Source organism: Aliarcobacter lanthieri, from assembly GCF_013201625.1.
GTDB classification, from domain to species: domain Bacteria; phylum Campylobacterota; class Campylobacteria; order Campylobacterales; family Arcobacteraceae; genus Aliarcobacter; species Aliarcobacter lanthieri.
Genome location: NZ_CP053839.1, coordinates 1,532,745 through 1,554,384 on the forward strand (window position 1 = coordinate 1,532,745; position 21,640 = coordinate 1,554,384).

The 21,640-nt window shown below is 26.9% G+C and carries 21 protein-coding genes and 1 CRISPR repeat array (1 of these 22 running past the window's edge); of the genes, 6 read left to right on the plus strand and 15 right to left on the minus strand.

The window, feature by feature from the left end:
* A CRISPR array of direct repeats spans positions 1-896; the repeat unit is 30 nt; unit sequence ATTGAACTAAAACATATAATGTATTGAAAT; it begins 375 nt to the left of the window's first position.
* 40 nt (positions 897-936) lie between these two features.
* Both ALANTH_RS07755 and ALANTH_RS07760 read right to left on the minus strand, forming a co-directional pair.
* Positions 937-3,036 carry a heavy metal translocating P-type ATPase gene (locus tag ALANTH_RS07755; RefSeq protein ID WP_026808036.1) on the minus strand — a complete coding sequence of 700 codons (2,100 nt, stop codon included), beginning with the start codon at positions 3,034-3,036 and terminating at the stop codon, positions 937-939.
* 1 nt (position 3,037) lies between these two features.
* Positions 3,038-3,379: an ArsR/SmtB family transcription factor gene (locus tag ALANTH_RS07760; protein ID WP_026803792.1), complete on the minus strand. Its 342-nt coding sequence runs from the start codon at positions 3,377-3,379 to the stop codon at positions 3,038-3,040.
* 99 nt (positions 3,380-3,478) lie between these two features.
* Here ALANTH_RS07760 and ALANTH_RS07765 point away from each other — a divergent pair, with 99 nt between their 5' ends.
* The 4 genes from ALANTH_RS07765 to ALANTH_RS07780 are packed head-to-tail and all read left to right on the plus strand — an operon-like array spanning position 3,479 to position 6,161.
* The gene (locus ALANTH_RS07765) at positions 3,479-3,856 is read left to right on the plus strand and encodes a DUF302 domain-containing protein (RefSeq protein ID WP_026808037.1); all 378 of its coding nucleotides are present in this window, start codon (positions 3,479-3,481) and stop codon (positions 3,854-3,856) included.
* Positions 3,857-4,306, plus strand: coding sequence for a DUF2721 domain-containing protein (locus ALANTH_RS07770; RefSeq protein WP_026803794.1), 450 nt, complete (start codon positions 3,857-3,859; stop codon positions 4,304-4,306).
* Positions 4,307-4,339: 33 nt separating this feature from the next.
* Complete coding sequence (locus tag ALANTH_RS07775) at positions 4,340-5,146, plus strand: ribonuclease HI (RefSeq protein WP_026808038.1); 807 nt, start codon at positions 4,340-4,342, stop codon at positions 5,144-5,146.
* A 46-nt stretch (positions 5,147-5,192) separates the two neighbouring features.
* The gene (locus ALANTH_RS07780; protein WP_026808039.1) at positions 5,193-6,161 is read left to right on the plus strand and encodes an aldolase catalytic domain-containing protein; all 969 of its coding nucleotides are present in this window, start codon (positions 5,193-5,195) and stop codon (positions 6,159-6,161) included.
* 21 nt (positions 6,162-6,182) lie between these two features.
* Here ALANTH_RS07780 and ALANTH_RS07785 read toward each other — a convergent pair whose 3' ends face one another.
* The 4 genes from ALANTH_RS07785 to ALANTH_RS07800 all read right to left on the minus strand — a co-directional run bounded on the left by ALANTH_RS07785 (position 6,183) and on the right by ALANTH_RS07800 (position 9,670).
* A complete protein-coding gene (locus ALANTH_RS07785; RefSeq protein WP_026808040.1) occupies positions 6,183-6,695 on the minus strand; it encodes an HPP family protein in 513 nt (170 codons plus the stop codon).
* Between the two features lie 52 nt (positions 6,696-6,747).
* A complete protein-coding gene (locus ALANTH_RS07790) occupies positions 6,748-7,302 on the minus strand; it encodes a TetR/AcrR family transcriptional regulator (RefSeq protein WP_026808041.1) in 555 nt (184 codons plus the stop codon).
* An 80-nt stretch (positions 7,303-7,382) separates the two neighbouring features.
* Positions 7,383-8,228 (minus strand): hypothetical protein, encoded by an 846-nt coding sequence (locus tag ALANTH_RS07795; protein WP_026808042.1) that lies wholly within the window; start codon positions 8,226-8,228, stop codon positions 7,383-7,385.
* Between the two features lie 176 nt (positions 8,229-8,404).
* Positions 8,405-9,670, minus strand: coding sequence for a Y-family DNA polymerase (locus ALANTH_RS07800; protein ID WP_026808043.1), 1,266 nt, complete (start codon positions 9,668-9,670; stop codon positions 8,405-8,407).
* Between the two features lie 225 nt (positions 9,671-9,895).
* Between ALANTH_RS07800 and ALANTH_RS07805 the strand changes: the two genes are divergently transcribed.
* Together ALANTH_RS07805 and ALANTH_RS07810 are read left to right on the plus strand one after the other, a co-directional pair.
* Entirely contained in the window at positions 9,896-10,192 is a 297-nt protein-coding gene (locus ALANTH_RS07805) for a c-type cytochrome (RefSeq protein ID WP_081801333.1), read from the plus strand.
* Positions 10,193-10,208: 16 nt separating this feature from the next.
* Positions 10,209-11,498, plus strand: coding sequence for an NAD(P)/FAD-dependent oxidoreductase (locus tag ALANTH_RS07810; protein WP_026808044.1), 1,290 nt, complete (start codon positions 10,209-10,211; stop codon positions 11,496-11,498).
* 49 nt (positions 11,499-11,547) lie between these two features.
* On the opposite strand, the gene ALANTH_RS07815 is transcribed toward ALANTH_RS07810, so the two are convergent.
* The 9 genes from ALANTH_RS07815 to ALANTH_RS07855 all read right to left on the minus strand — a co-directional run bounded on the left by ALANTH_RS07815 (position 11,548) and on the right by ALANTH_RS07855 (position 21,579).
* A complete protein-coding gene (locus tag ALANTH_RS07815) occupies positions 11,548-12,789 on the minus strand; it encodes a molybdopterin molybdotransferase MoeA (protein WP_026808045.1) in 1,242 nt (413 codons plus the stop codon).
* Between the two features lie 15 nt (positions 12,790-12,804).
* Positions 12,805-13,782, minus strand: a complete 978-nt coding sequence (locus tag ALANTH_RS07820; protein WP_026808046.1) for a cysteine desulfurase — start codon at positions 13,780-13,782, stop codon at positions 12,805-12,807.
* A complete protein-coding gene (fdhD, locus tag ALANTH_RS07825; protein WP_026808047.1) occupies positions 13,775-14,608 on the minus strand; it encodes a formate dehydrogenase accessory sulfurtransferase FdhD in 834 nt (277 codons plus the stop codon). The genes ALANTH_RS07820 and fdhD overlap by 8 nt, the downstream gene beginning before the upstream one ends.
* Entirely contained in the window at positions 14,605-15,564 is a 960-nt protein-coding gene (locus tag ALANTH_RS07830) for a cytochrome b/b6 domain-containing protein (protein ID WP_026803804.1), read from the minus strand. The genes fdhD and ALANTH_RS07830 overlap by 4 nt, the downstream gene beginning before the upstream one ends.
* A gap of 8 nt (positions 15,565-15,572) precedes the next feature.
* Positions 15,573-16,166, minus strand: coding sequence for a formate dehydrogenase FDH3 subunit beta (fdh3B, locus tag ALANTH_RS07835; protein ID WP_026803805.1), 594 nt, complete (start codon positions 16,164-16,166; stop codon positions 15,573-15,575).
* A 12-nt stretch (positions 16,167-16,178) separates the two neighbouring features.
* On the minus strand, positions 16,179-18,977 hold the full coding sequence (locus ALANTH_RS07840) for a molybdopterin-dependent oxidoreductase (protein ID WP_172658511.1): 2,799 nt from the start codon (positions 18,975-18,977) through the stop codon (positions 16,179-16,181).
* Positions 18,978-19,002: 25 nt separating this feature from the next.
* Positions 19,003-19,227 carry a hypothetical protein gene (locus tag ALANTH_RS07845; RefSeq protein WP_026803810.1) on the minus strand — a complete coding sequence of 75 codons (225 nt, stop codon included), beginning with the start codon at positions 19,225-19,227 and terminating at the stop codon, positions 19,003-19,005.
* Between the two features lie 83 nt (positions 19,228-19,310).
* Complete coding sequence (locus ALANTH_RS07850; RefSeq protein ID WP_026808051.1) at positions 19,311-19,913, minus strand: TorD/DmsD family molecular chaperone; 603 nt, start codon at positions 19,911-19,913, stop codon at positions 19,311-19,313.
* Positions 19,906-21,579, minus strand: coding sequence for a 4Fe-4S binding protein (locus ALANTH_RS07855; protein ID WP_026808052.1), 1,674 nt, complete (start codon positions 21,577-21,579; stop codon positions 19,906-19,908). The genes ALANTH_RS07850 and ALANTH_RS07855 overlap by 8 nt, the downstream gene beginning before the upstream one ends.
* Between the last annotated feature and the right edge of the window lie 61 nt (positions 21,580-21,640).

The window sequence follows — 21,640 nt, forward strand, 5'->3', positions numbered from 1 at the left end:
CTATCTCCTTTTGATTGAACTAAAACATATAATGTATTGAAATACTGATCAAATACACCCCCACCATCTGTTGAGTCGATTGAACTAAAACATATAATGTATTGAAATTCAATTTAGTTAATCCTAAGGTGTCGATAAAAGGTATTGAACTAAAACATATAATGTATTGAAATAATTCTTCCACATTTTGAAATTGACGCTTGTGTTCATTGAACTAAAACATATAATGTATTGAAATTTTAAAAAATTTAATAAATGAAATTGACAAATATCCCAAATTGAACTAAAACATATAATGTATTGAAATTTAAATAGTGCAATAGATGAAGCCTTAGCAGAACTTATTGAACTAAAACATATAATGTATTGAAATTTAATCATATTGCTATGTCGAATCCATCAGGCACACAATTGAACTAAAACATATAATGTATTGAAATCTAAATAAACAAATACAAGCAGAGTTAGATGAATTTAATTGAACTAAAACATATAATGTATTGAAATAAACACCCAACACAAAATCAAAACATACAACAAAATTGAACTAAAACATATAATGTATTGAAATCCATTTTCTACCTCTACCTCTTGCACTTTTGTTGTAGAATTGAACTAAAACATATAATGTATTGAAATAATCAGGAGTTTAAATTTCAGGTAGATGAAGAATATTGAACTAAAACATATAATGTATTGAAATAGTGTAGTTTTCTACTTTTGTTCCTGTTCTAATAATTGAACTAAAACATATAATGTATTGAAATTGGATAGAAACGATATTAAATCTATGAAAGGTGAAATTGAACTAAAACATATAATGGATTGAAATAGGTTCTAGCTATCTTAATTTGTTTATTGCTAAAATTGAACTAAAACATATAATGTAACTAATTACCAACAGAATAATTAATTACATTATCTTAATAACTTAAATTATAAATGACATTCTTTATTTATTTTATCACTATTTTTTAAAATTCTCATAGAGTTAAATATAGCTAAGAGTGCTACACCAACATCGGCAAAAATGGCTTCTTTCATACCTATGATTGCATCTGCTCCTAAAACTAAGAAAATAACTTTTATAGCCATTACAAAAATAATATTTTGATATACAATAGTTTTTGTTTTTTTAGCTATTTTAATAACATCACTAATTGCATTTAAATTATCATTTAAAACTATCACATCAGCTGATTTTATAGCTAAATCACTTCCAACTTTTCCCATAGCAAAACCAATATCTGAATTTGCCAAAGTGGGAGCATCATTTATACCATCACCAACAAAAGCTGTAGTTTTTCCATTCTCTTTTTTTATTTCTTCATATATTTTTAGTTTATCTTGTGGTAAAAGTTCATATTTTACCTCATCTATTCCTATATTTTTTGCAACATCTAAGGCTACTTCTTTTCTATCTCCAGTTAGCATAAAAGTTTTTAAAATATTTAATTCTTTTAACTCATTTATAAAATATTTTGCTTCAGCTTTTACAATATCACTTACTACAATGTATCCAACAAATTTTGAATTTATTGCAACATAAATAACATTTAAACTATCTTCAATTTTTTCTAATTTTACACCAAATTTTTCAAGTAATCTTTCATTTCCAACTAAAACATCATTATCTAAAATTTTTGCTTTCATTCCTAAACCACTTATTTCTTCACTAAAACTAACTTCTTTTAGATTTAACTCTTTGTTATAAGCTTTTACTATTGATTTTCCTATTGGATGAGTAGAAAAACTCTCAACTAAAGCACAATTTTTAAGTAGTTCATCTTCACTTATTCCAAAAGATTTTATTTTTGTAACTTCAAAAACCCCTTTTGTTAAAGTTCCAGTTTTATCAAAAACTATATTTTCAATCTCAGTTAATTTTTCTACATAGTTTGCACCTTTTACTAAAACACCTTTTTTAGAAATAGCTCCAATAGCACTAAAAAATGATAATGGTACAGATACAACTAAAGCACAAGGGCAAGATATAACTAAAAATACTAATGCCCTTTCAATCCATTCTGAATAATTTGCATTCTCAATAAAAAGTGGAGGTAAAAATGCCAAAAATATAGCTAGAATAACAACTATTGGAGTGTAAACTCCAGCAATTTTTGATATAAGTTTTTCAGCATTTGCTTTTTTTGAACTTGCATTTTCAATCAATTCAATAATTTTTGCAATTGTTGAATCTTTATACAAAGAGGTTACTTTAATATATGAAGCATTTGATATATTGATAAATCCACTTAAAACATTTTCATTTGCTTTTAAAGTTTTTGGTTTAAACTCACCTGTAATTGCACTTGTATCAAAAGAACTATTGTCTATCAAAATTCCATCAACAGGTACTTTTTCTCCAACTTTAACCAAAATAGTATCACCTACTTTTACATCTTCTGGAGATTTTTGAACTATTTTATTATCTTCTTTTACATTTGCAAATTCTGGTTTTATATCAATTAAAGAGTTTATACTATCTCTTGAATTATTTACTGCAACTCCTTGAAACATCTCCCCTATTTTATAAAATATCATAACAGAAATACCTTCTACAAAATCTCCCAATGCAAAAGCCCCAATAGTTGCTATTGACATTAAAAAATTCTCATCAAAAACTTTTCCATTTAAAATATTTCTAAAAGCTTTATATAAAACATCATAACCAACAAGTAAATAAGCTATAAGATAGCCTATAAATTTAAAAGAATTATTTTCTATATAGTTATAAGATATATATGTTAAGATAAGAGATACTAAAGTTAAAGCCAAAAGTTTCTTATCTATTAATTGCCAAAAATTTCTTTGTAATTTTTTATCATTTTTTATAATAATAACTTCTCTTTCAATTTTTTGTATCTCTTTTTCTATTTTTTCTAATAAATCATCTTTAGTATTTTGTTCAAATGTCAAAGTTGATGTTGAAAAATTTAGTTTTACATTTGAAAGTTCTTCCATATTATTTAAAGCTTTTTCTATTTTTAAAGCACAATTAGCACAATCCAAATTTTGTAGTTTTACTTTTTTCATTTTAACCTTTCGTTATATGATCTAGTCCCATATCGTAAATTCTTTTTATATGATCATCATCAAGTGAGTAATAAACCCATTTACCTAATTTTTTTGATTTTATTATCTTTGCATTTTTTAAGGCTTTTAATTGATGAGAAATAGCTGATTGACTCATATTTAAAAGTTCACTTATAGCTCCAACACAAAGTTCTTCTTCTTGAAGAACTGAAATTATTTTTATTCTTGTTGTATCAGCAAAAGCTTTAAAAAGCTCTGCAACATCATAAAGTATCTCTTCATTTACCAAATTTTCTTTTACTCTATCAAACTCTTCTGAGTAATCACAACACCTGTTTTTCATTTTATTTCCTTATTTGAACATATGAACAAATAATCATATATAAAAAAATCTTAAAGCTACATAAAGATATAATCACAAAAAATAAAAAGGAATTATTATATGCAATACATAGAAACTTCATCTAAAAGCGTTCAAGAAGTAGTAGATTCAATACAACAAATATCTTCAAAATATGGTTTTGGAGTTCAACATATTTATAATTTACAAGAAACTTTACATAATAAAGGGAAAAATCTCGATGAAGAATGTCAAATAGTAGATATTTGTAATCCTACATTTGCAGAAGAGTTTTTAAATGGTGATATATCATTATCTTGTATTTTACCTTGTAAAATTGCAGTTTTTACAAAAGACAAAAAAACTCATATTGCACTAAACTCTTTAGCTCAATTAGTAGATGATATAAACCCTGATTTTATAGAAGTTGCACAAGATGCACAAGAAGAACTTTTAAAAATTATTGAAGAAGCAAAATAAATGCTCAATGAAATTGATGTAAATAGTGTAAATAGTGTTTCACAAATAATTCAACTTTCTGTTGCTCCTGTTTTTTTACTTGCAGGTCTTGCTGGACTTCTAAATCTTTTTACATCAAGACTTTCAAGAATTATTGATAAGATCGAAAAGTTAGATAAAATTGAAAAAGATAACTCTTTCAAAGAAGATATAATTTTATTAGATGAAATAAAACAAAAAAGAAAATTTTTAAGAATAAGAATGAGAAATACAAACTTAGCTATTTTATTTGGAACAACTACGGGATTACTTATATCTTTAGTAATTTTAACTATGTTTTTAAGTAAAATTTTTGAATTTAAAGACTCTTTATTTATAGCAATTTTGTTTATTCTAGCTATGATTTCTCTAATATTATCTTTAATTCTATTTTTAAAAGAAATTTTCACAACTATTTTTATGAATACATAAATAAAATTTAACATTTAAGAAGAAAATTAAAATATGAATATAGATAAAAAACTCTTAGAACTTATTACTTATAATAATAAATTAAATGAATCACAATTTAAAATTTTAGATATACAATTAGATAATCATAATTGGCAAGATGTGGCTTTAAAAAAAGATATATCAAAAAATGATATAAATTTACTAATGCTCTTAAGAGGTGATTTTTCTATAAGTATTCAAGAACAAATCATAAAAAATTATCATACTATTTTAGAACACAATAATATACAAGCAAAAGTTTATACTCCAACAATCAAAGAAGAAAATCAAAATATAGAAAATGAAAAAGAATATATAAAAATCTATTGTGATGGAGCTTGTAGTGGAAATCCAGGAAATGCCGGAAGTGGACTTGCTATTTACTCAAATAACAAAAATCCTATTTTAATATATGGTGCTTATGTTGAAAATGGAACAAATAATATAGCTGAATTAAATGCACTACTTAAAGCTTTGAATATTGCTTCGCAAACTAATTCAAAAAATAAAATATCTATTCTTACTGATTCAAAATATTCAATAGAATGTGTTACAACTTGGGCATACTCATGGAAAAAAAATGCTTGGAGTAAAAAAGGTGGAGAGATAAAAAATCTTGAAATAATCCAAGAAGCACACTATTTATATGAAAAAATAAAAGATAAAATAGAAATAATTCATGTAAAAGGACATAGTGGAGTAGAAGGAAATGAGTTAGCAGATAGAATGGCTGTAAATGCGATAAAAGAGAAAAAAGAAGATTTTACTACATATTCTTATAATAAAATAGAAGATGTTTTAACACTTAAATCTTATTAAGTGGCTTTTTGCTACTATCTTATATATTAAAAATCAAGGAACAACAATGATTGAAAAAAAGGGTTCAATTCTATCAGTTAGAGAAGATATAAAAGTATTTGATTGCACAATTAGAGATGGTGGTTTAGTAAATAACTATCATTTTAGTGATGAATTTGTTAAAGCACACTATGAAGCTTGTCTTGAAGCTGGTGTAGATTATATGGAAATTGGTAAAAATGTATCTCCGACTATTATGAGTGAAAAAGAGTATGGACCTTGGAATTTCTGTAAAGAAGAAGATATCAGAAGAATTGTTGGTGAGAATAAAACAAATATGAAAATTGCTGTTATGAGCGATATAGGAAGAAGTTTAAAAGAAGAACTTAAACCTAAAAGTGAAAGTGTTGTTGATATGATAAGAATTGCAACTTATATTCACCAAATCCCAGCAGCAATTGAGCTAATAGAAGATGCCCATGCAAAAGGTTATGAAACAACAGTAAATATAATGGCAATTTCAAAATCTTTTGATGATGAACTTGATGTTGTTTTAGAACAACTATCAAAAACTAATGTTGATGTTATTTATATAGCTGATAGTTTTGGTTCTTTTTACCCTGAACAAATAAAAAAATTGACAGAAAAGTATCTAGGTTTTGCCCAAAGTTCTGGTAAACAAATAGGTATTCATGCACATAACAATCTTCAATTAGCTTATGCAAATACTTTAGAAGCTATGATTTATGGAGCTAGTTTTCTTGATGTTACTATTTCAGGGCTTGGAAGAGGAGCAGGAAACTGTCCACTTGAACTTTTAATTGGATTTTTAAAAAATCCAAAATATAAACTAATGCCTGTTTTAAAATTTATTGAAGAATATATTGTGCCACTTGAAAAAGAACTTGATTGGGGATATAGTATTCCTTATATGATAACTGGTCAATTAAATGAACATCCAAGAGCTGCTATGAAAGCAAGAGATGAAAAAGATACTAAATATAGAGAGTTTTATAAAAATTTAACTATTGAATAAAAAAGGTTTTACCTTTTTTATTCAAACCCAATATGTTGGATAAACTATATTTTTATGTATATTATTATAAAACAACCCTACAATTACTAATATTATAGCTCCAATTAAAGTTGGAAATACCAAATAATCCCAATTTGCACCCAATAAAAATATTATCAATGGATTTGAACCAGCTGGTGGATGAACTGTTTTTGTAAGCATCATCAAAGCTATTGCAGTTGCCAAAGCTAAAGCCATACTTATATAATCATTTCCTATTAAATGTAAAAAAAACAGTCCAACAAAAGAAGATATAAAATGCCCAAAAATAACATTTCTTGGTTGAGAAAATGCAACTTTGGGAAAACCAAATAGTAAAACACAACTTGCACCAAATGAACCCATAATCAAAAGATTGTCATAAGTTTTTGTCAAATAGCCAATAGTTGATATTGCTATAAAACTTCCAATAAAAGCGAATATAACCTCTTTTAAATTCGGATTTTCTACTAATCTTTCCTTTTTACCAGTAAACTTTTTTAAATAAGTATTCATTAATTTCCTTTATAAACCAAACGATTGTTTGAATAATAAAACAAAAAAAAGATTAGAGTAATCTAACCAATTTTTCACCTACTTTTAGATAGTTTTTAGTATTCTCATATAGATTCATCATCATAATAGCACCTTGAGTTAATGAAACATACTCCATTGCTATATTTTTTGATTCAAATTTGCCATATTTATTTTCAAGTATTTTTGCTATTGCATCTTCCCACGCACTAAAATACTCTTTTATAACTTCTTTAAATTCTAAATTCTCACTACTAACTTCTAAAGCTAAATTCCCTAATAAACAACCACCTTTACTATTTAAAAAATACTCATCTGTTTTTTTTACAAAAAGTTTCATTTTTTCTAAATCACTTAAGTTTGTTTGATTCGATATAACAAAAATATTTTCTACAAAATAGTTATGAATATATTTTAAAGACTCTATTCCTATCTCATCTTTACTTTTGAAATAGTGATAAATACTCCCTTTTATAAGCCCACAAGCATCAGCAATATTTGCCATAGAACAGTTATAATAACCTTTTGTTTTAAAAAGTTTTATAGACTCTTGTAAAATCTCTTCTTTTGATGTTTTTTTAATTGCCATATTTTTATCCAAACGATTGTTTGATAAAATTTTAGTTGGATAATACTTTGAAAAAGCTTATACAAAATATGTATTTTATTCTATCCTTTAAATTTCCAATGATATAATGTTAGATACAAATCAAAAATAGAAATATCTAAATTATGTATATCATAATTTGTAATTTTATAATTTTTACCACTTACTGTTTTTATATTAATATAATGATTTTTACCTTTATAAACAAAAAAATCAAACTCAATATTTATAATATCATTTCTATAAATTTCTTTATTACTATTCAAAACAATTTTATCTTTATCAATTTTAATCTCATAATTTATATTAAATAAAAATCTTACAATTAGGAAAGTTACTAAAATTACTATAGATAAAATAATATAATTCACTGTAAATAATAGAATCACAATAATTGGTAATAAAGTAAAAAAAAGTAAAATTTTAAATAATGTAAGTTTTTTCTTTCTTTTTCCTATAGTGATATGTAAATTTTCTTCTTTTATATTTCTTTTATAATTTTTAAAAAGTAATTCTAAAAAATTTTTATAATTTTCTAGCCTACTTGAAATTGGGATTCTTTGATTTTCTAATTCAAAAACTATTAAATTATTTATATAATCAAGATTTTTTATTTCATCAAAAGAAAACTTATATTTTAATGTATTTTTATTTTTTATAGATATATACTTATCATCTATTTCAATATTATAGTTCATAACTTTAAAAAACTTATATTCTATATAAGTAAAATAATAAGATATAACAATTGCCAAAAAGACTATATTTAATATAAAATATTTTATTTCATTATTCCATAATGATATATCATAGAATTGATAAGTTAAAATAAATATAACTATCAAAAAGATAGGATAAAACATATAAAAAAGTATTTTTTCTCTTTTTTCTACAAAAAAATTATTCAATAAAATCCTTCAAAATAGTTTTTGTAAATATACTCTAAAACTACTTGTATCCTCTTTTTGTTTCATTTTGATAAATTAAAACTCCAACTAAAATAAACACTATATTTTTACAATTAGATAATATCATTAATTCAATTGTATTTTATTCCTTTATAAAAAGAAATTTTATAGCATCTTTATATTTCAAAAGCATTTTTTACAATATCTACTCCATATTTTTCTCTTAATACCTGTATTTTATCTGTTAAACCAATTTTTTTTATTTCATCTTCATAATCAAAAAGGTTTGAAGTGAAGCCATTGGTTTTGGAAAAATTAAAAACTGTAATATATAATTGCAAAATACCGTGTGTTCTATGCAAATCTGTATCTTCAAAAAGTTTTATCATACAGTTTTTAAAATCTATTTCATTGAAAAGTTTTGAAACATTTATAGAGTTTTTAGATTTTACACCAAATTCATATCTAATTAAAATTGAATAAGAAAGGGGATTTACCTGCTCTTTTTTGACAATAAAACTAAGATATCGAGATAAAATCATAACTCGCCTTCTTAACTCACTTCTATCAAAAATCACATCAAAACTTCGCCCTATTCCAAGGCTTTTTCTCTCTTTTTGAATTGTTAGTTTATTATCTCTTATCCCACAAACACGATTATATGTATCAACTCCAATTTTCCCAAAGGAATAAAAAAGTTTTTTATTCTTTCTTATATCACCTAAAGTATTAATGTTATAACCTTTTAATTTTTCACAAAAAGCTTTACCTATACCTGTAAATTTATATATTGGAATATCTTTTGTAAAAGATGGTATATCCTCATCTTTTATATATTTTATACCATCAGGTTTTGCAAATTCAGTAAAAAGTTTTGATAAATATTTTGTTTTTGCAATACCTATTGAAATTGGAAGTTTAAGCTCAGTTAAAATCCTATTTTTAAGCTTTAGAGCAAAATCTAAAACCTCATTTTCATCTATATATCCACTTAAATCTCCAAAAAATTCATCTATTGAAAATTGTTCTACTAATGGGATTTCATCTTCTAAAATATCTTTTAGTTTTTGTGATAATTCATCATATAAACTATAATTTGGTTGAATCATTTTTAAATTAGGACAAAGCCTTAAAGCTTCATTGACACTCATTGCAGTTTTCACTCCAAACTTTCTTGCCTCATAAGAGCAAGTTGTGATAATACCTCTTATTCGACCATTTTCATCAATAAAATAATCTTTTGAATTTGATTCATCATTAGTACTTAATATTTTACTAGAAAAAGCTGCACGATTTACAGAAATAGTTCTTATAGTTTTTTTTGAAGAGAAAATATCAGTATTACTTCTTCCTCCAACAGCAACTGGAATATTAAGTAACTTTTTATCTAAAGTTCTATGAGCAGATACAAAAAAACAATCTAAATCTAAATGAATAAACATAGTGCAATTTTACTAAAAAATTTAAAAACTTTATAAAAAAATTACAATTTGTAATATTCCTTATTTTTACCTTTTCATTAAGTCCTAATTATTAAAATGTGAATAATTTACATATATTTTAAATACTTATATTTACATATTATTAGAAGTTAATGTTTTAAACTAAAATTAAGCTTAATAAATTATGATTGTTATGTATTTACTTAATTTTTCTAAGGAGAGAAAATGAAAAAACTCGTATTTTTATTTTTATGTTTATCAAGTCTATCGTTTGCGGTAGATTATGATCCTGTAAGAGGAGAGATGTTATCACTATCTTGTGCTAACTGTCATGGAACAGATGGAAAGTCTAATTCAATATTCCCTTATATTGCTGGTTTAGATAAAGATTATTTGTATAAAACTTTACTTGATTTCAAAACAAGTAAAAGAACAGATACTTATATGATGACGAAGCATACAAAAGGTTTTACAGATGAAGAACTTGAACAACTATCTTACTACTTTTCAAAAGTTAAATAAGCACAAAGGATAAAAAATGTTAAATAGAAGAAATTTCAATAAATTACTTTTGGGAGCAACTGCTCTATCTTTTACTGCTTGTAGTAGATTACCAAGAGAAGAAGTTGTATTGTTCCCAGCAACTAAACAAAGAGTTATTATTGTTGGAGGAGGATTTGGCGGAGCTGCAACAGCTAGATATCTTAGAAAATTCAATTCAGAAATTGAAATAGTTCTAATTGAAAAAAATAAAGAGTATTATACTTGTCCAATGAGTAATGCCGTTATTGCAGGTATGGAAAAAATTGATTTTATAAAAAAAGATTTAAAAACATTAGCTAAAAAACATAATATCCATGTTTTATATGAAACAGTTACAAAGATTGATGGAGAAACAAATAGAGTTATTTTAGGGAATGGTAGAATTATTACTTATACTAAATGTGTTGTATCACCAGGTATTGACTTTAAATATGAGAAAGGATATATTGAAGGTAGCGAAAAATACTCTCCACATGCAGTTCAAGCAGGTGAACAAACTTTATTACTTCAAAAACAACTTGAAAATATGAAAGATGGTGGAACATTTGTAATGGTTGCTCCAGCAGATCCTTTTAGATGCCCTCCTGGACCTTATGAAAGAATTTCTCTTGTAGCACACTATCTCAAAAATAACAAACCAAACTCTAAAATAATAGTTTTAGACCAAAAAGACAAGTTTTCTAAACAAGCTTTATTTACAAATGGTTGGAAAGAACTATATGGAGATTTAATCGATTGGAGAGCTGCTCAATTTGGTGGAAAGGTTATAAGTGTTGATCCTATTAAAAAAATAGTTATAACAGAAGATGAAGAGATACAAGCAGATGTATTAAACTACATTCCAAATCAAAAAGCTGGTAAACTGGCATTTGATTCAGGACTTATAGCAAAAGGTGATTGGGCTCCAATTCATCCAAAAACATTTGAATCTAAACTTGTAAAAAATGTTCATGTAATAGGAGATGCTTCAATTGCTCAACCTATGCCAAAATCAGCATTTAGTGCAAGTACACAAGGAAAAGTTGTAGCTTTACAAATTGCAAGATTTTTAAAAGGTCAAGAGCCTATTAATCCTCCAAAACTCGCTAACACATGCTATAGTTTATTAAATCCTAACTATGGTATATCTATTGCAGCTGTGTATAATGCACATGATGATGTAATAGAGAGTGTTCAAGGAGCTGGAGGAGTAAGTCCTGATAATGATGAAGGATTTATAAGAGAATTAGAAGCTCAATATGCTTATTCTTGGTATAAAAGCCAAACTGAAGATATCTTCAACTAAAAATTTAAAGTTCAGAAAAAATCTGGACTTTAGATTAAAATTAATAATCTTAATTTAAAAAATTAACTTTTTTATTTGTAAATCTTCCTGAAAAATCTAATATTTTTATATTATCATTTTCTTTGATACTTGAACTATTTCCTTCAGAAACCATTAAAGAATTACTTTCATAAACTGCACTAATCATTCCAGAACCATATTTATTATCTCTTGTAACTATAAATTCACCATTTTCAACTTTACCTAATACTGCTTCTGTACGACTTTCTTTTACTTTAAAACATTTTTTATTTATAACAACAGTAAAATCATGATAAAAAGATATTTTACCTTGAAGTTTTTTTAATATAGGAATTACAAATAAATAGCAATTTATCATAGCTGCTAGTGGATTTCCTGGTAAACTTAAAACTAAACTACCATTTAAAGTTCCCATCATCATAGCTCGTCCTGGTTTTAGATTTATACCATGATATGCAATATCTAAACCACATTTTAAAAATGCTTGTGCTATAAAATCAGCATCTCCCATAGATATTCCACCACTTGTAATAATAATATCAAAATCACTTAAATTTTTAAGAAAAACAACAGACTTTTCTAAGCTATCTGGAATAACTCCACAATAAGTACTTTCGAAATCTTTCTCTTTTAGTTGAGAAATTATAGCAAAGGCATTACAATTATAAATTTCTTCTTCATCTGCTTTTTCCCAAGGCTCTTTTAATTCATTTCCTGTAGATAAAACAGCAATCTTTAACTTTCTAAAAACTTCTATTTGAGTTATCCCTTGAGAAGCTAATAATGCAATATGAGATGAAGTAATAGCCTCACCTTTTTTTATGATGATTTCACCTTGCTTTAACTCTTCACCTTTTAGTCTTAGATTTGCACCTTTTTTTATATTTTTTGGGATTATGACACTATTGTCTGATAATTTTTCACAACATTCAACAGGTATAATAGTATCTATATCTCTTGGAGTTTTTGCTCCTGTCATTATTTTAAAACACTCATTTTCCTCTAAAGCTTCAAAATCTTTTTTATCTCCAGCAAATATAGTATCTTTTATTTTTAAAGTTTTTCCAGCATCACTAAATCTTATAGCAAAGCCATCCATAGCAGAGTTATTAAAAGATGGAAGATTTTTTACACAAACAATATCTTTACTTATTACTCTTCCTAAAGAATTCATAAGATATATAATTTCTGTTTTTAATATAGGATTTACAAGTTCTAAACTTGTTTTACAAGCTTCTTTAAAATCTAAATAATTCAATTTCTCTTTCATCTTATAAAACCTCTTTTAACTAAAACTTTTTATTTGTATATATTTTTTATACATTATATCAACTATAAAATCTATTTCATTTATACTAAAATTTTCATTAAAACTAAAACTTAACGCATTTCTACTTGTAAGTTCATCATATCCCATAGCTTGTATAATTCTAGATGGTTTAGATAATCCTAAACTGCATCCTTCGCCATTAGATAAAAATATATTTTCAAAAGCTAAAGTTCTTATAAGCTCTCTTGCTTTAATATCTTTTAAAGCTATATGAAAACTATTAACTAAAGTTTGTTGATTATCAACAAAAAAATATAAATCATCTTTGAATTTTTCTTTTAACTTTAAAATAAAAATATCTTTAATTTTAATATCATCTTTTATATTTTTATATGATTTAAAACAAGAGTATATTGCTAGGCTATCTGTAAAACCAATATTTAGTTGTTCAAAACTTTCATCATTAAATAATAATACACCACTCAAAGCATAACCAGATAATTTATAGTTATCAAAATATATGATATCACTAATTTTACTAAAATTAGCACTTGCATTTGATATTATTTTTGCTTTGGTAAAACTTTTTATATCTTCTAAATTTATATTTAAAAATGTATCCATAACATAAGAAGATATAAAAACATAGTCAAATTCTTCATTTTGAAGATTAGACAAATCTACACTTCCATCTTTATTTAAAGATAAATATGTTATTTGAAAACCTAAGCTTTCATATATTTTTGCTCCATCAATTAAAGCTTGTGTTTCACCTAGGCTAATAGCTATTTTTTTATCTCTTAATTCTAAAAAGATTCCTAAAAAACCCTCTTTAGAAAAAGAAAAAGTTTTTAATTTTTTAAAAGAAAAATTATTTAGAAACTCTAGACATAAGTCATCAAACTCAATATTTGAATCTAAACTATCTAAACTATAATCTACTTTTAAATTGAAATCTATTTTATTATATTGTAAAAAATTTAGTTTAATCAACTTTTACTCTTCCACTATGTGTATAAACATTCATTCTATGTTCTCTTGCAAAACCTATAAGAGTAACTCCGTGTTCATTTGCAGCTTTTATACCTTCAAAAGTAACAGCTGCTTTTGATACAACTATTGGAATTTTATGCATTACACATTTTACAACCATCTCATTTGATAATCTTCCAGTCACATATAATACTGATTTTTTCAAATCTTTTCTAGATATTGTTACAAGACCTATAACCTTATCAATGGCATTATGACGTCCTATATCTTCTGTTTCAAAAATAGTTCCATCTTCTAAAACAATTCTTGCTTTATGTACACAGCCTGTATCATCAAAGAGCTTTGAAGATTTGTTAAATTCACTCATTTGTTTTAATATTTGAGTTGATTTTAGAGTATATTGTGTTGATATAAAAGCACAATCAAAAGCTTTTTCAGCATTTCCTGTAACTCCTACACAACATCCAGAAGTTAGAGTTTTTTGTTTAAATAAGTTTTCATAAGCTATTTTAGAAATATCAGCTTCTACAAAAACACTTAAACCATCTTCACTAATTGTTAGTGATTTTATATCATCTATACTAGAGATAACTGCTTCACTTAATAAAAATCCAACAATATGAGCATCTTGATGCTCTTTTATACTCATAACAGATATTAGTTTTTCACCATTTAAGTAAAAATCTATTTTTTCATCTTTTATAACAAAATCTTCAAAACTCTCAAAATTATCTTCAAAAAATTTTTCAACAAAAATCTTTTTTGTATTAGTTTTATCAAAAGTAGGAAAAGAAGAGAAGTTTAAACTTCCCAAAACTTTCGTCATTTTCTTTTTCCTTCATTATTGATAATATCATTAAGAACATCAGGAGCTAATTGTTCTAAAAACTCTCTTGGGTATCTTCCTGTTATCAAACCTTTTAAGTTACCTTTTACTGCTACTAATGCTGAATACACAAAATCCATCAAGAAAAACATTATTAATACACTTGATCCAAAGTGTACATATAGCAATGCTCTTTTAAACTGTATATATTGTGCATTTGTATATGCATCTGGGTGTATAAACCATATTAAAAATCCACTTAAAAGCAACCCTGCTCCCATAGCTACAAATGCTATAAATATAATCCTTTTCATTGGTTTATATTTACCTGGAAGAACTATCTTCGCTATTAAACTATTCTTAGACATAATTTTCAAATCTTTAAATGCAATTATACTCATCATCAACCAGAATGGAAACCACAATATACCAGTTACTTCATGTGTACCTCTTAGGATAAAAGGTATATACCCTCCTTCACTTCTTAGGCTCCAAGTTATATTAAATCCTGTAATTATCAAGGCTATTATTATAAATACATTTAACCAAATTATTGCTCTATGTACTACAGAAAAAACTTGTACTTGATCATCTGGTCTAGTTATTATTGCTTCTTTTCTTCCACTTATTGCATACATTACACAAAAAATTGTTATTTCACCTACAAATACCCACCAGATATAAAGTTGTCTTTCATTACTAGCTCTTATTATTTCAGGTGCTATAGCTTCATAGTTTGGTCCAAATGCTCTATTTACCATCTCTTGATAGTGTGTTTCTGCTGGTACTAATATTCCATCTATATTGCCACCTGTCATAATATGGATTGTATATTTTATCAAATACTCCCAATCCATAATCATCATAAAGCCAACAAAAACTCCTCCTACTATTGACAGTCCTAGAAGAGTAAAAATATATGCTTTATTCCTTTGAAAAAACGAGCTATTTCCCATATTTTATCCTACCATCCATATGAATCAGTTGCAATACCTTTACCTTTATGTGTTGCTCTATATGTTTTTATTAAAGCTACTTCATTTGCATCTCCTACAAGCAGTGCTTTAGTCGAACACATTGAAGCACACATTGGTACTTTACCTTCACTAATTCTATTCTGTCCATATTTATGAAACTCTTCAGGAGAATTTGTCTCTTCTGGACCTCCTGCACACATTGTACATTTATCCATCTTCCCTTTTGTACCAAATGCTCCATTCTTTGGAAATTGTGGTGCACCAAAAGGACAAGCAAAAAGACAATATCCGCAACCTATACATTTATCTTTATCATGTAATACTATACCATCTGTTCTTATATAGAAACAATCTGTTGGGCATACTTGTTGGCATGGTGCATCTGCACAATGCATACAAGCCATTGACAATGAAAACTCTTGTCCTATTACTCCTTCATTGATTGTTACTACTTTCCTTCTATTTACTCCTACTGGTACTTCATGTGCCTCTTTACAAGCTACTACACATCCATTACAATGTATACATAGAAGTTCATCACAATAAAATTTCATTCTTGAAAAATCTACATTACTACTCATGATATCCTCCCCCTATGCTCTTTCTATTCTTACAAGTGAACATTTAGTCTCTGGACAAGCTGTTTGTTGATCAAACCCATAACTTGTTACTTGACCTGAATTCTCACCCATTGCGTATGGTGCAGTTTTATCTGGATATCTATGTGTTAAATCCTCTCCACTCCACCAACCAGAGAAGTTCTGTGGTAAAAATACTGAGTTTTCATCAACTCTTAAACTAACTTTACACTTAATTTTTATCTTTCCACCTTTTGTCCCATGTACCCACATCATTTCACCATGTTTAATTCCAAGTTTTGCTGCCATATTTGGATGTAATTCTCCATACATTTCAGGGCTTAACTCTGCTAAATAGTGAGATGCTCTTGTCTCTGTACCCGTTCCCATATGTTCAACTACTCTTCCTGAAACAATATTAATTGGGAATTCTTCTTTCCAATTTTTCTCAGTTTGTCTACTAATATAAGGAACATCAACTCTCCAGTGATTTGTTTTATCAGCTGAAGCTGGATATTTTTCAATCAAATCAGGTCTAAATGAATGTAAAGGTTCTCTATGTTTTGGAATTGGATCTATGAATGATGGAGCTATAGTCATAGCTTTTGCATTTCCATATGGACAAAGTCCTGCTTCAAGTGCATATTTTACTAATATTCCACTATCATCATTTTTCCAGTTTTTACCTTCAACTAATGCTTTTTCTTCAGCAGTTAAAGTAACTCCAGCTAACTCTTCTATATTCTTATCTGTAATCTCAGCATATCCACCTTTAACTTTAGAACCTTTTGGATAGCTTCCATCAACTGCTAGTAAGCTTACTCCATTTCTTTCTAAACCAAAGTTTGCTCTAAATCCCATACCACCTTGCATAACAGGTAAATCTGTATTATATAAAACTGGGCTTCCAGGATGTGTTTCACTCCAACAAGGCCATGGTAATCCATAATACTCTTTTGAAAACTCTCCAGTTCCTTTTAAAGATGAAGAATTAAACAAGTGCCAATTTTCTTGTTGTTTTTTCAATCTTTGTGCAGTAACACCTTTCATTCCAATAGTTTTTAAAGCTTTTGCAACTTCATCTGTTGCATCTTCTGGCCATTGAAAATTATTACCTTTACCCATACCTGCAATAAATTCATCATAGAATCCCATTCTTTTTGCAAAATCAAATAAAATATCATGATCCGTTCTTGATTCATACATAGGTTCTACAACTTTACTTCTCCATTGTGCACTTCTTCCTGTATTTACAACAGTTCCAGATGTTTCAACTTGAGAAGCAGCTGGTAGCAAGAATAGATTATCCGTTCTTGTTGTAATAACAGTAGCATCATTCACATAAGGATCTATAAATACAACTAAATCTAATTTATCTAAAGCCTCTTTTATTCTTTTAACATCAGTAACAGTAGAAATACCATTTCCTATACAAACAAGTGCTTTAATTTGAGTTCCACCATTATATTTTGCATTTGCTTCATTGATAATATTATCTGCAAAAAGTGAAAGAGTATTACCTCTTGCTTCCATCAGCTCTTTTGATTTAAATCTACCTTTTAACCATTCATAATCAACTTTCCACTGTTTTGCAAAATATTTCCAAGAACCTTCAGCTAACCCATAATACCCTGGTAATGTATCAGCTAAACAACCAATATCAGTTGAACCTTGAACATTATCATGTCCTCTTAAAATATTACATCCGCCTCCAACTTTTCCAACATTTCCAAGAATTAATTGCATAATAGAACCAAGTCTTGTATTTGATGAACCAATTGTATGTTGTGTCCAACCTTGATTCCAAATTAAGCATCCTGGCTTCGAACTTGCATATAATGTTGCAGCTTGAATTAAAGTCTCTTTTGGAAGTCCAGTAATATATTCAACATGTTCAGGAGTATACTCTTCACACTCTTTAAATATCTCTTCAACTCCATATACTCTATCACTTAAGTATTTTTCATCGTACCACTTATTTTCTTTTATTAATCTAATCATTCCATAAAGGAAAGCAACATCTGTTCCAGTTCTTATTCTACAATATAAATCTGATTTCGCTGCTGTCTTTGTATATCTTGGATCTACAACTATTATTTTTGCTCCATTTTGCTCTTTACCTTTTAATATATGTTGCATCGCAACTGGATGGTTATCAGCAGGGTTAGAACCTATGATAATAATAGCTTTAGAATTATGCATATCACCTAAATGATTTGTCATAGCTCCATATCCAAATGTACTTGCCACACCGGCAACTGTTGGACTATGTCAAATTCTAGCTTGGTGATCTATATTATTTGTTCCAAACATTGAAACAAATTTTCTAATATAATATCCTTGTTCATTACTTACTTTTGCAGATCCTAAAAACATAACTGAATCTGGTCCAAATTTCTCTCTTAACTCTAAAAGTTTATTAGAAACCTTTGTCATAGCATCATCCCATGATACTCTATTCCATTTTCCAGCTACTTTCTCTATTGGATACTGTAATCTGTTTGTAGATCTGATTTTATCAATCATATCTGCACCTTTACAGCAATGTCCTCCATTACTTATTGGGTGATCTTGTGCTACTTCTTGTCTTACCCATACTCCATTATGTACTTCAGCTATTACTCCACATCCTACTGAGCAGTGAGTACAGATTGTTTTTACTAATTTCGATCCAGGAAAAGGATTTCTCACCTCTTCATCAGTCGCATCTCTTAAAACTTTATCTGTATTTGCAAAGGCTGATGTTGCGCTAAATGCTGTTGCTAAAGAAGCCATCTTTAAAAATGTTCTTCGTCCAAAGCTATTCGCTCCCATTCTTTCTCCTTTTTAAATTTTAAAACTATTTTGCAACTTTATAAAATTGATTCCAAGCTGCTGTTTTATTATAAAGAATCTCTTTTTTCTTTGATCTTCCTACTACTACACCGTTACCAACACTGTTATTAGCACCTCTATCTTGTTTTTCAGTTGTAGCAGCAGTCGCAACAACAGATCCAGCAAAAACAGAAGCAGCAATTCCAGCTCTCTTGATAAATTGTCTTCGTTGTTCTAATTCATCAGCCATGATAACTCTCCTTTTAATTAGATTTAGGGTTAAAAGCCCTGATAAAAACTCATTTGAGCTCTTATCACAACTTTTAGATTATTTTAATTTTTTATATCTAAATAAGCTCTTTCAAAGCCTATAAACTCTTTTAAAATTATTCCAACTCTTGAATATATAAAACTAGAACTTCCTATAAGTTTATAAAATAACTCATCAATATAAGGGTTTAAAACTTCTATAAAAAGATCTTTTTGTAAATCTTCATCTATTTCTTTCAATACTTGTTTATCTAGTAAATACGTACTCAAAGTAAATATAAAACCATAGTGATCTTCTTGTGCAGTAAAGTTTTTTTCATCTTTTCTAATAACTGTTTTCCCCAAAATATCTTTTACTTTTAGTTGCATAAAACCACCTTCTCTTCTTTCATGGTACCAAGAAGCACTAAGAGGAATATACTCATCAAAAGGTATTAAAAACAGATCTTGATATTCACTAAATATTATGTTTGTAGATTTTTCTTTTAAATATACAACTAATTCTTTTGATACATCTTGGACATTTTCACTAAAAGAATTTTTTGATAAAACTTCTAAATTTTCTAAGATTTGAGAAGATTTTGTTTTTGTATATTCTTCGACAAAAAGTAAAGATAAAATATTATATATAAAAGCTCTTGCTTTATCAATTTCTACATTATGCATCTAGTAATCCTTGTTTTATCATAATTTTTGCTTTACAGTCTTCACAACAATAAAGAGTTCTTTTTTTAGTTTCACTCTGTTTTGCAAAAATTGGTCCCATAATAGCAGCAATTTTTTCTATTGCTTTTGTAGTAGCAAACTCTTTTCCACACTCAACACATGCGAAAAGTTTATCTTTAGCCAAAATACTTTCTGTAAACCAAACTGGACTTAATTCTATCTCATCTTGTTTTATAGTTAAACAATCATTTTCAGGGCATACAACTTCACAATATCCACAACCAGTACAAACAGATGGATTAACTCTTAGTGTAAAATCTGCTTCATTTGCAAACAATGCATCTACATTACATGCACCTACACATGATAAGCAAAGTGTACAATTAGCTTCATTTACCAAAACTCTACCATAATGGATATTCTCACCAGTTTTTACAATACCTAAATCTTGATTCCCTACTAATTTTTGAAGTCTTTGAGCAAATATTTCTCTTTTTTTCAACTCTTGTTGATTAAAATTAAAATATGAATTTTCTACAAATTCTACTTCTTTTAGAGCAACTTCAAGTTCTTGTATATTTTCAACTAAATATATAGCTTTTTTATTATATTTTTTCTCATAAATTTCATTTAGAATTTTTATTGCTTCTTTTGAGCCTTTTGAAATATCTTGGCTAAAATAGATTAATTGAGAACTTGAAACTTGTAAATATGTCAGAAGTATAGATTCATCAAATATATCACCAGTTATAACTAGGGGGAAAACATTTTCCTTTAATGATACATCAATAGAATCTAAATCTATACTTGATGAGATTATCAAAGGGTGTCTATTTTTATAAAAAAGACTAATTTCATATAAAGTTTCTCTTGAAGTTGCAGCACTATTTAATGCTCCACTAGGACATACACTAACACACTCTCCACATGCTAAACAATCAACATAAGAAAATACTAGTTTTTTATTTTTATCATCTTTTGTTATTGCATTAGTTGGACAAACTTCTTCACATTTAGAACAAGTTTCTTTAACTTTTCTATCATCATATTGACAAATATTTTTATTGTAAAGTAAAGTTTTTTTAAAAGAGAAACTATCTATATTCTCTCTTATTTTTTCTAAAATACTATCTATTCCCAATATATTTGGATCAAAAATACCATTTTTAACTTTTGTCAATTTTTGATTAAACCAAACTATTTGAGAAGTAGGAAGTTTTATATCTTTATCATTACTGTTTACAATAACCTCAAAATTTCCAATACTATTTTTTATATCTTTTATAAGTTTTGCTTCAACTTTATATAATTCAAATTCATTTGGCTTTAAATTTTTTATAAAATTTTTATAATCTTCTATATCATCATAAATTATCATTAAAGAGTTTGATATTTCAATAGTTTGTGAGATATCTTGCGAAAAATCAAATTTTGTAGCATTTATCTCATAAAGTGCAGAAACATTTGTGATTTTTAAAGCTAAACTATCTTTTGAGTTTTTTATATAAAAATCTATTTCTGGTGCTAAAAACTCACTTTTAACACTTTTTGAATTTGATATTAGATAAGTATTATCTTCTAAATCTTCTTCATTTGTAACTACTTGGATTTTTTCATTTAAAGGGAAATCCAGTGCCCCATTGTTAAAATATATAAACTCTTGCATAACCTATGCCCTTAAATTAGTAAAAAATATTTTACTTTATTTTATAGCATTTTTTGTTAAT

What these genes read in the sequence shown, in the direction of transcription:
- ALANTH_RS07830 (WP_026803804.1), bottom strand. Translation starts at nt 15,564, where the DNA reads ATGGGAAATAGCTCGTTTTTTCAAAGGAATAAAGCATATATTTTTACT.
- ALANTH_RS07755 (WP_026808036.1), bottom strand. Translation starts at nt 3,036, where the DNA reads ATGAAAAAAGTAAAACTACAAAATTTGGATTGTGCTAATTGTGCTTTA.
- fdh3B (WP_026803805.1), bottom strand. Translation starts at nt 16,166, where the DNA reads ATGAGTAGTAATGTAGATTTTTCAAGAATGAAATTTTATTGTGATGAA.
- ALANTH_RS07815 (WP_026808045.1), bottom strand. Translation starts at nt 12,789, where the DNA reads ATGAAAGAGAAATTGAATTATTTAGATTTTAAAGAAGCTTGTAAAACA.
- ALANTH_RS07805 (WP_081801333.1), top strand. Translation starts at nt 9,896, where the DNA reads ATGAAAAAACTCGTATTTTTATTTTTATGTTTATCAAGTCTATCGTTT.
- ALANTH_RS07845 (WP_026803810.1), bottom strand. Translation starts at nt 19,227, where the DNA reads ATGGCTGATGAATTAGAACAACGAAGACAATTTATCAAGAGAGCTGGA.
- ALANTH_RS07800 (WP_026808043.1), bottom strand. Translation starts at nt 9,670, where the DNA reads ATGTTTATTCATTTAGATTTAGATTGTTTTTTTGTATCTGCTCATAGA.
- ALANTH_RS07790 (WP_026808041.1), bottom strand. Translation starts at nt 7,302, where the DNA reads ATGGCAATTAAAAAAACATCAAAAGAAGAGATTTTACAAGAGTCTATA.
- ALANTH_RS07850 (WP_026808051.1), bottom strand. Translation starts at nt 19,913, where the DNA reads ATGCATAATGTAGAAATTGATAAAGCAAGAGCTTTTATATATAATATT.
- ALANTH_RS07765 (WP_026808037.1), top strand. Translation starts at nt 3,479, where the DNA reads ATGCAATACATAGAAACTTCATCTAAAAGCGTTCAAGAAGTAGTAGAT.
- fdhD (WP_026808047.1), bottom strand. Translation starts at nt 14,608, where the DNA reads ATGACGAAAGTTTTGGGAAGTTTAAACTTCTCTTCTTTTCCTACTTTT.
- ALANTH_RS07855 (WP_026808052.1), bottom strand. Translation starts at nt 21,579, where the DNA reads ATGCAAGAGTTTATATATTTTAACAATGGGGCACTGGATTTCCCTTTA.
- ALANTH_RS07785 (WP_026808040.1), bottom strand. Translation starts at nt 6,695, where the DNA reads ATGAATACTTATTTAAAAAAGTTTACTGGTAAAAAGGAAAGATTAGTA.
- ALANTH_RS07760 (WP_026803792.1), bottom strand. Translation starts at nt 3,379, where the DNA reads ATGAAAAACAGGTGTTGTGATTACTCAGAAGAGTTTGATAGAGTAAAA.
- ALANTH_RS07775 (WP_026808038.1), top strand. Translation starts at nt 4,340, where the DNA reads ATGAATATAGATAAAAAACTCTTAGAACTTATTACTTATAATAATAAA.
- ALANTH_RS07810 (WP_026808044.1), top strand. Translation starts at nt 10,209, where the DNA reads ATGTTAAATAGAAGAAATTTCAATAAATTACTTTTGGGAGCAACTGCT.
- ALANTH_RS07780 (WP_026808039.1), top strand. Translation starts at nt 5,193, where the DNA reads ATGATTGAAAAAAAGGGTTCAATTCTATCAGTTAGAGAAGATATAAAA.
- ALANTH_RS07770 (WP_026803794.1), top strand. Translation starts at nt 3,857, where the DNA reads ATGCTCAATGAAATTGATGTAAATAGTGTAAATAGTGTTTCACAAATA.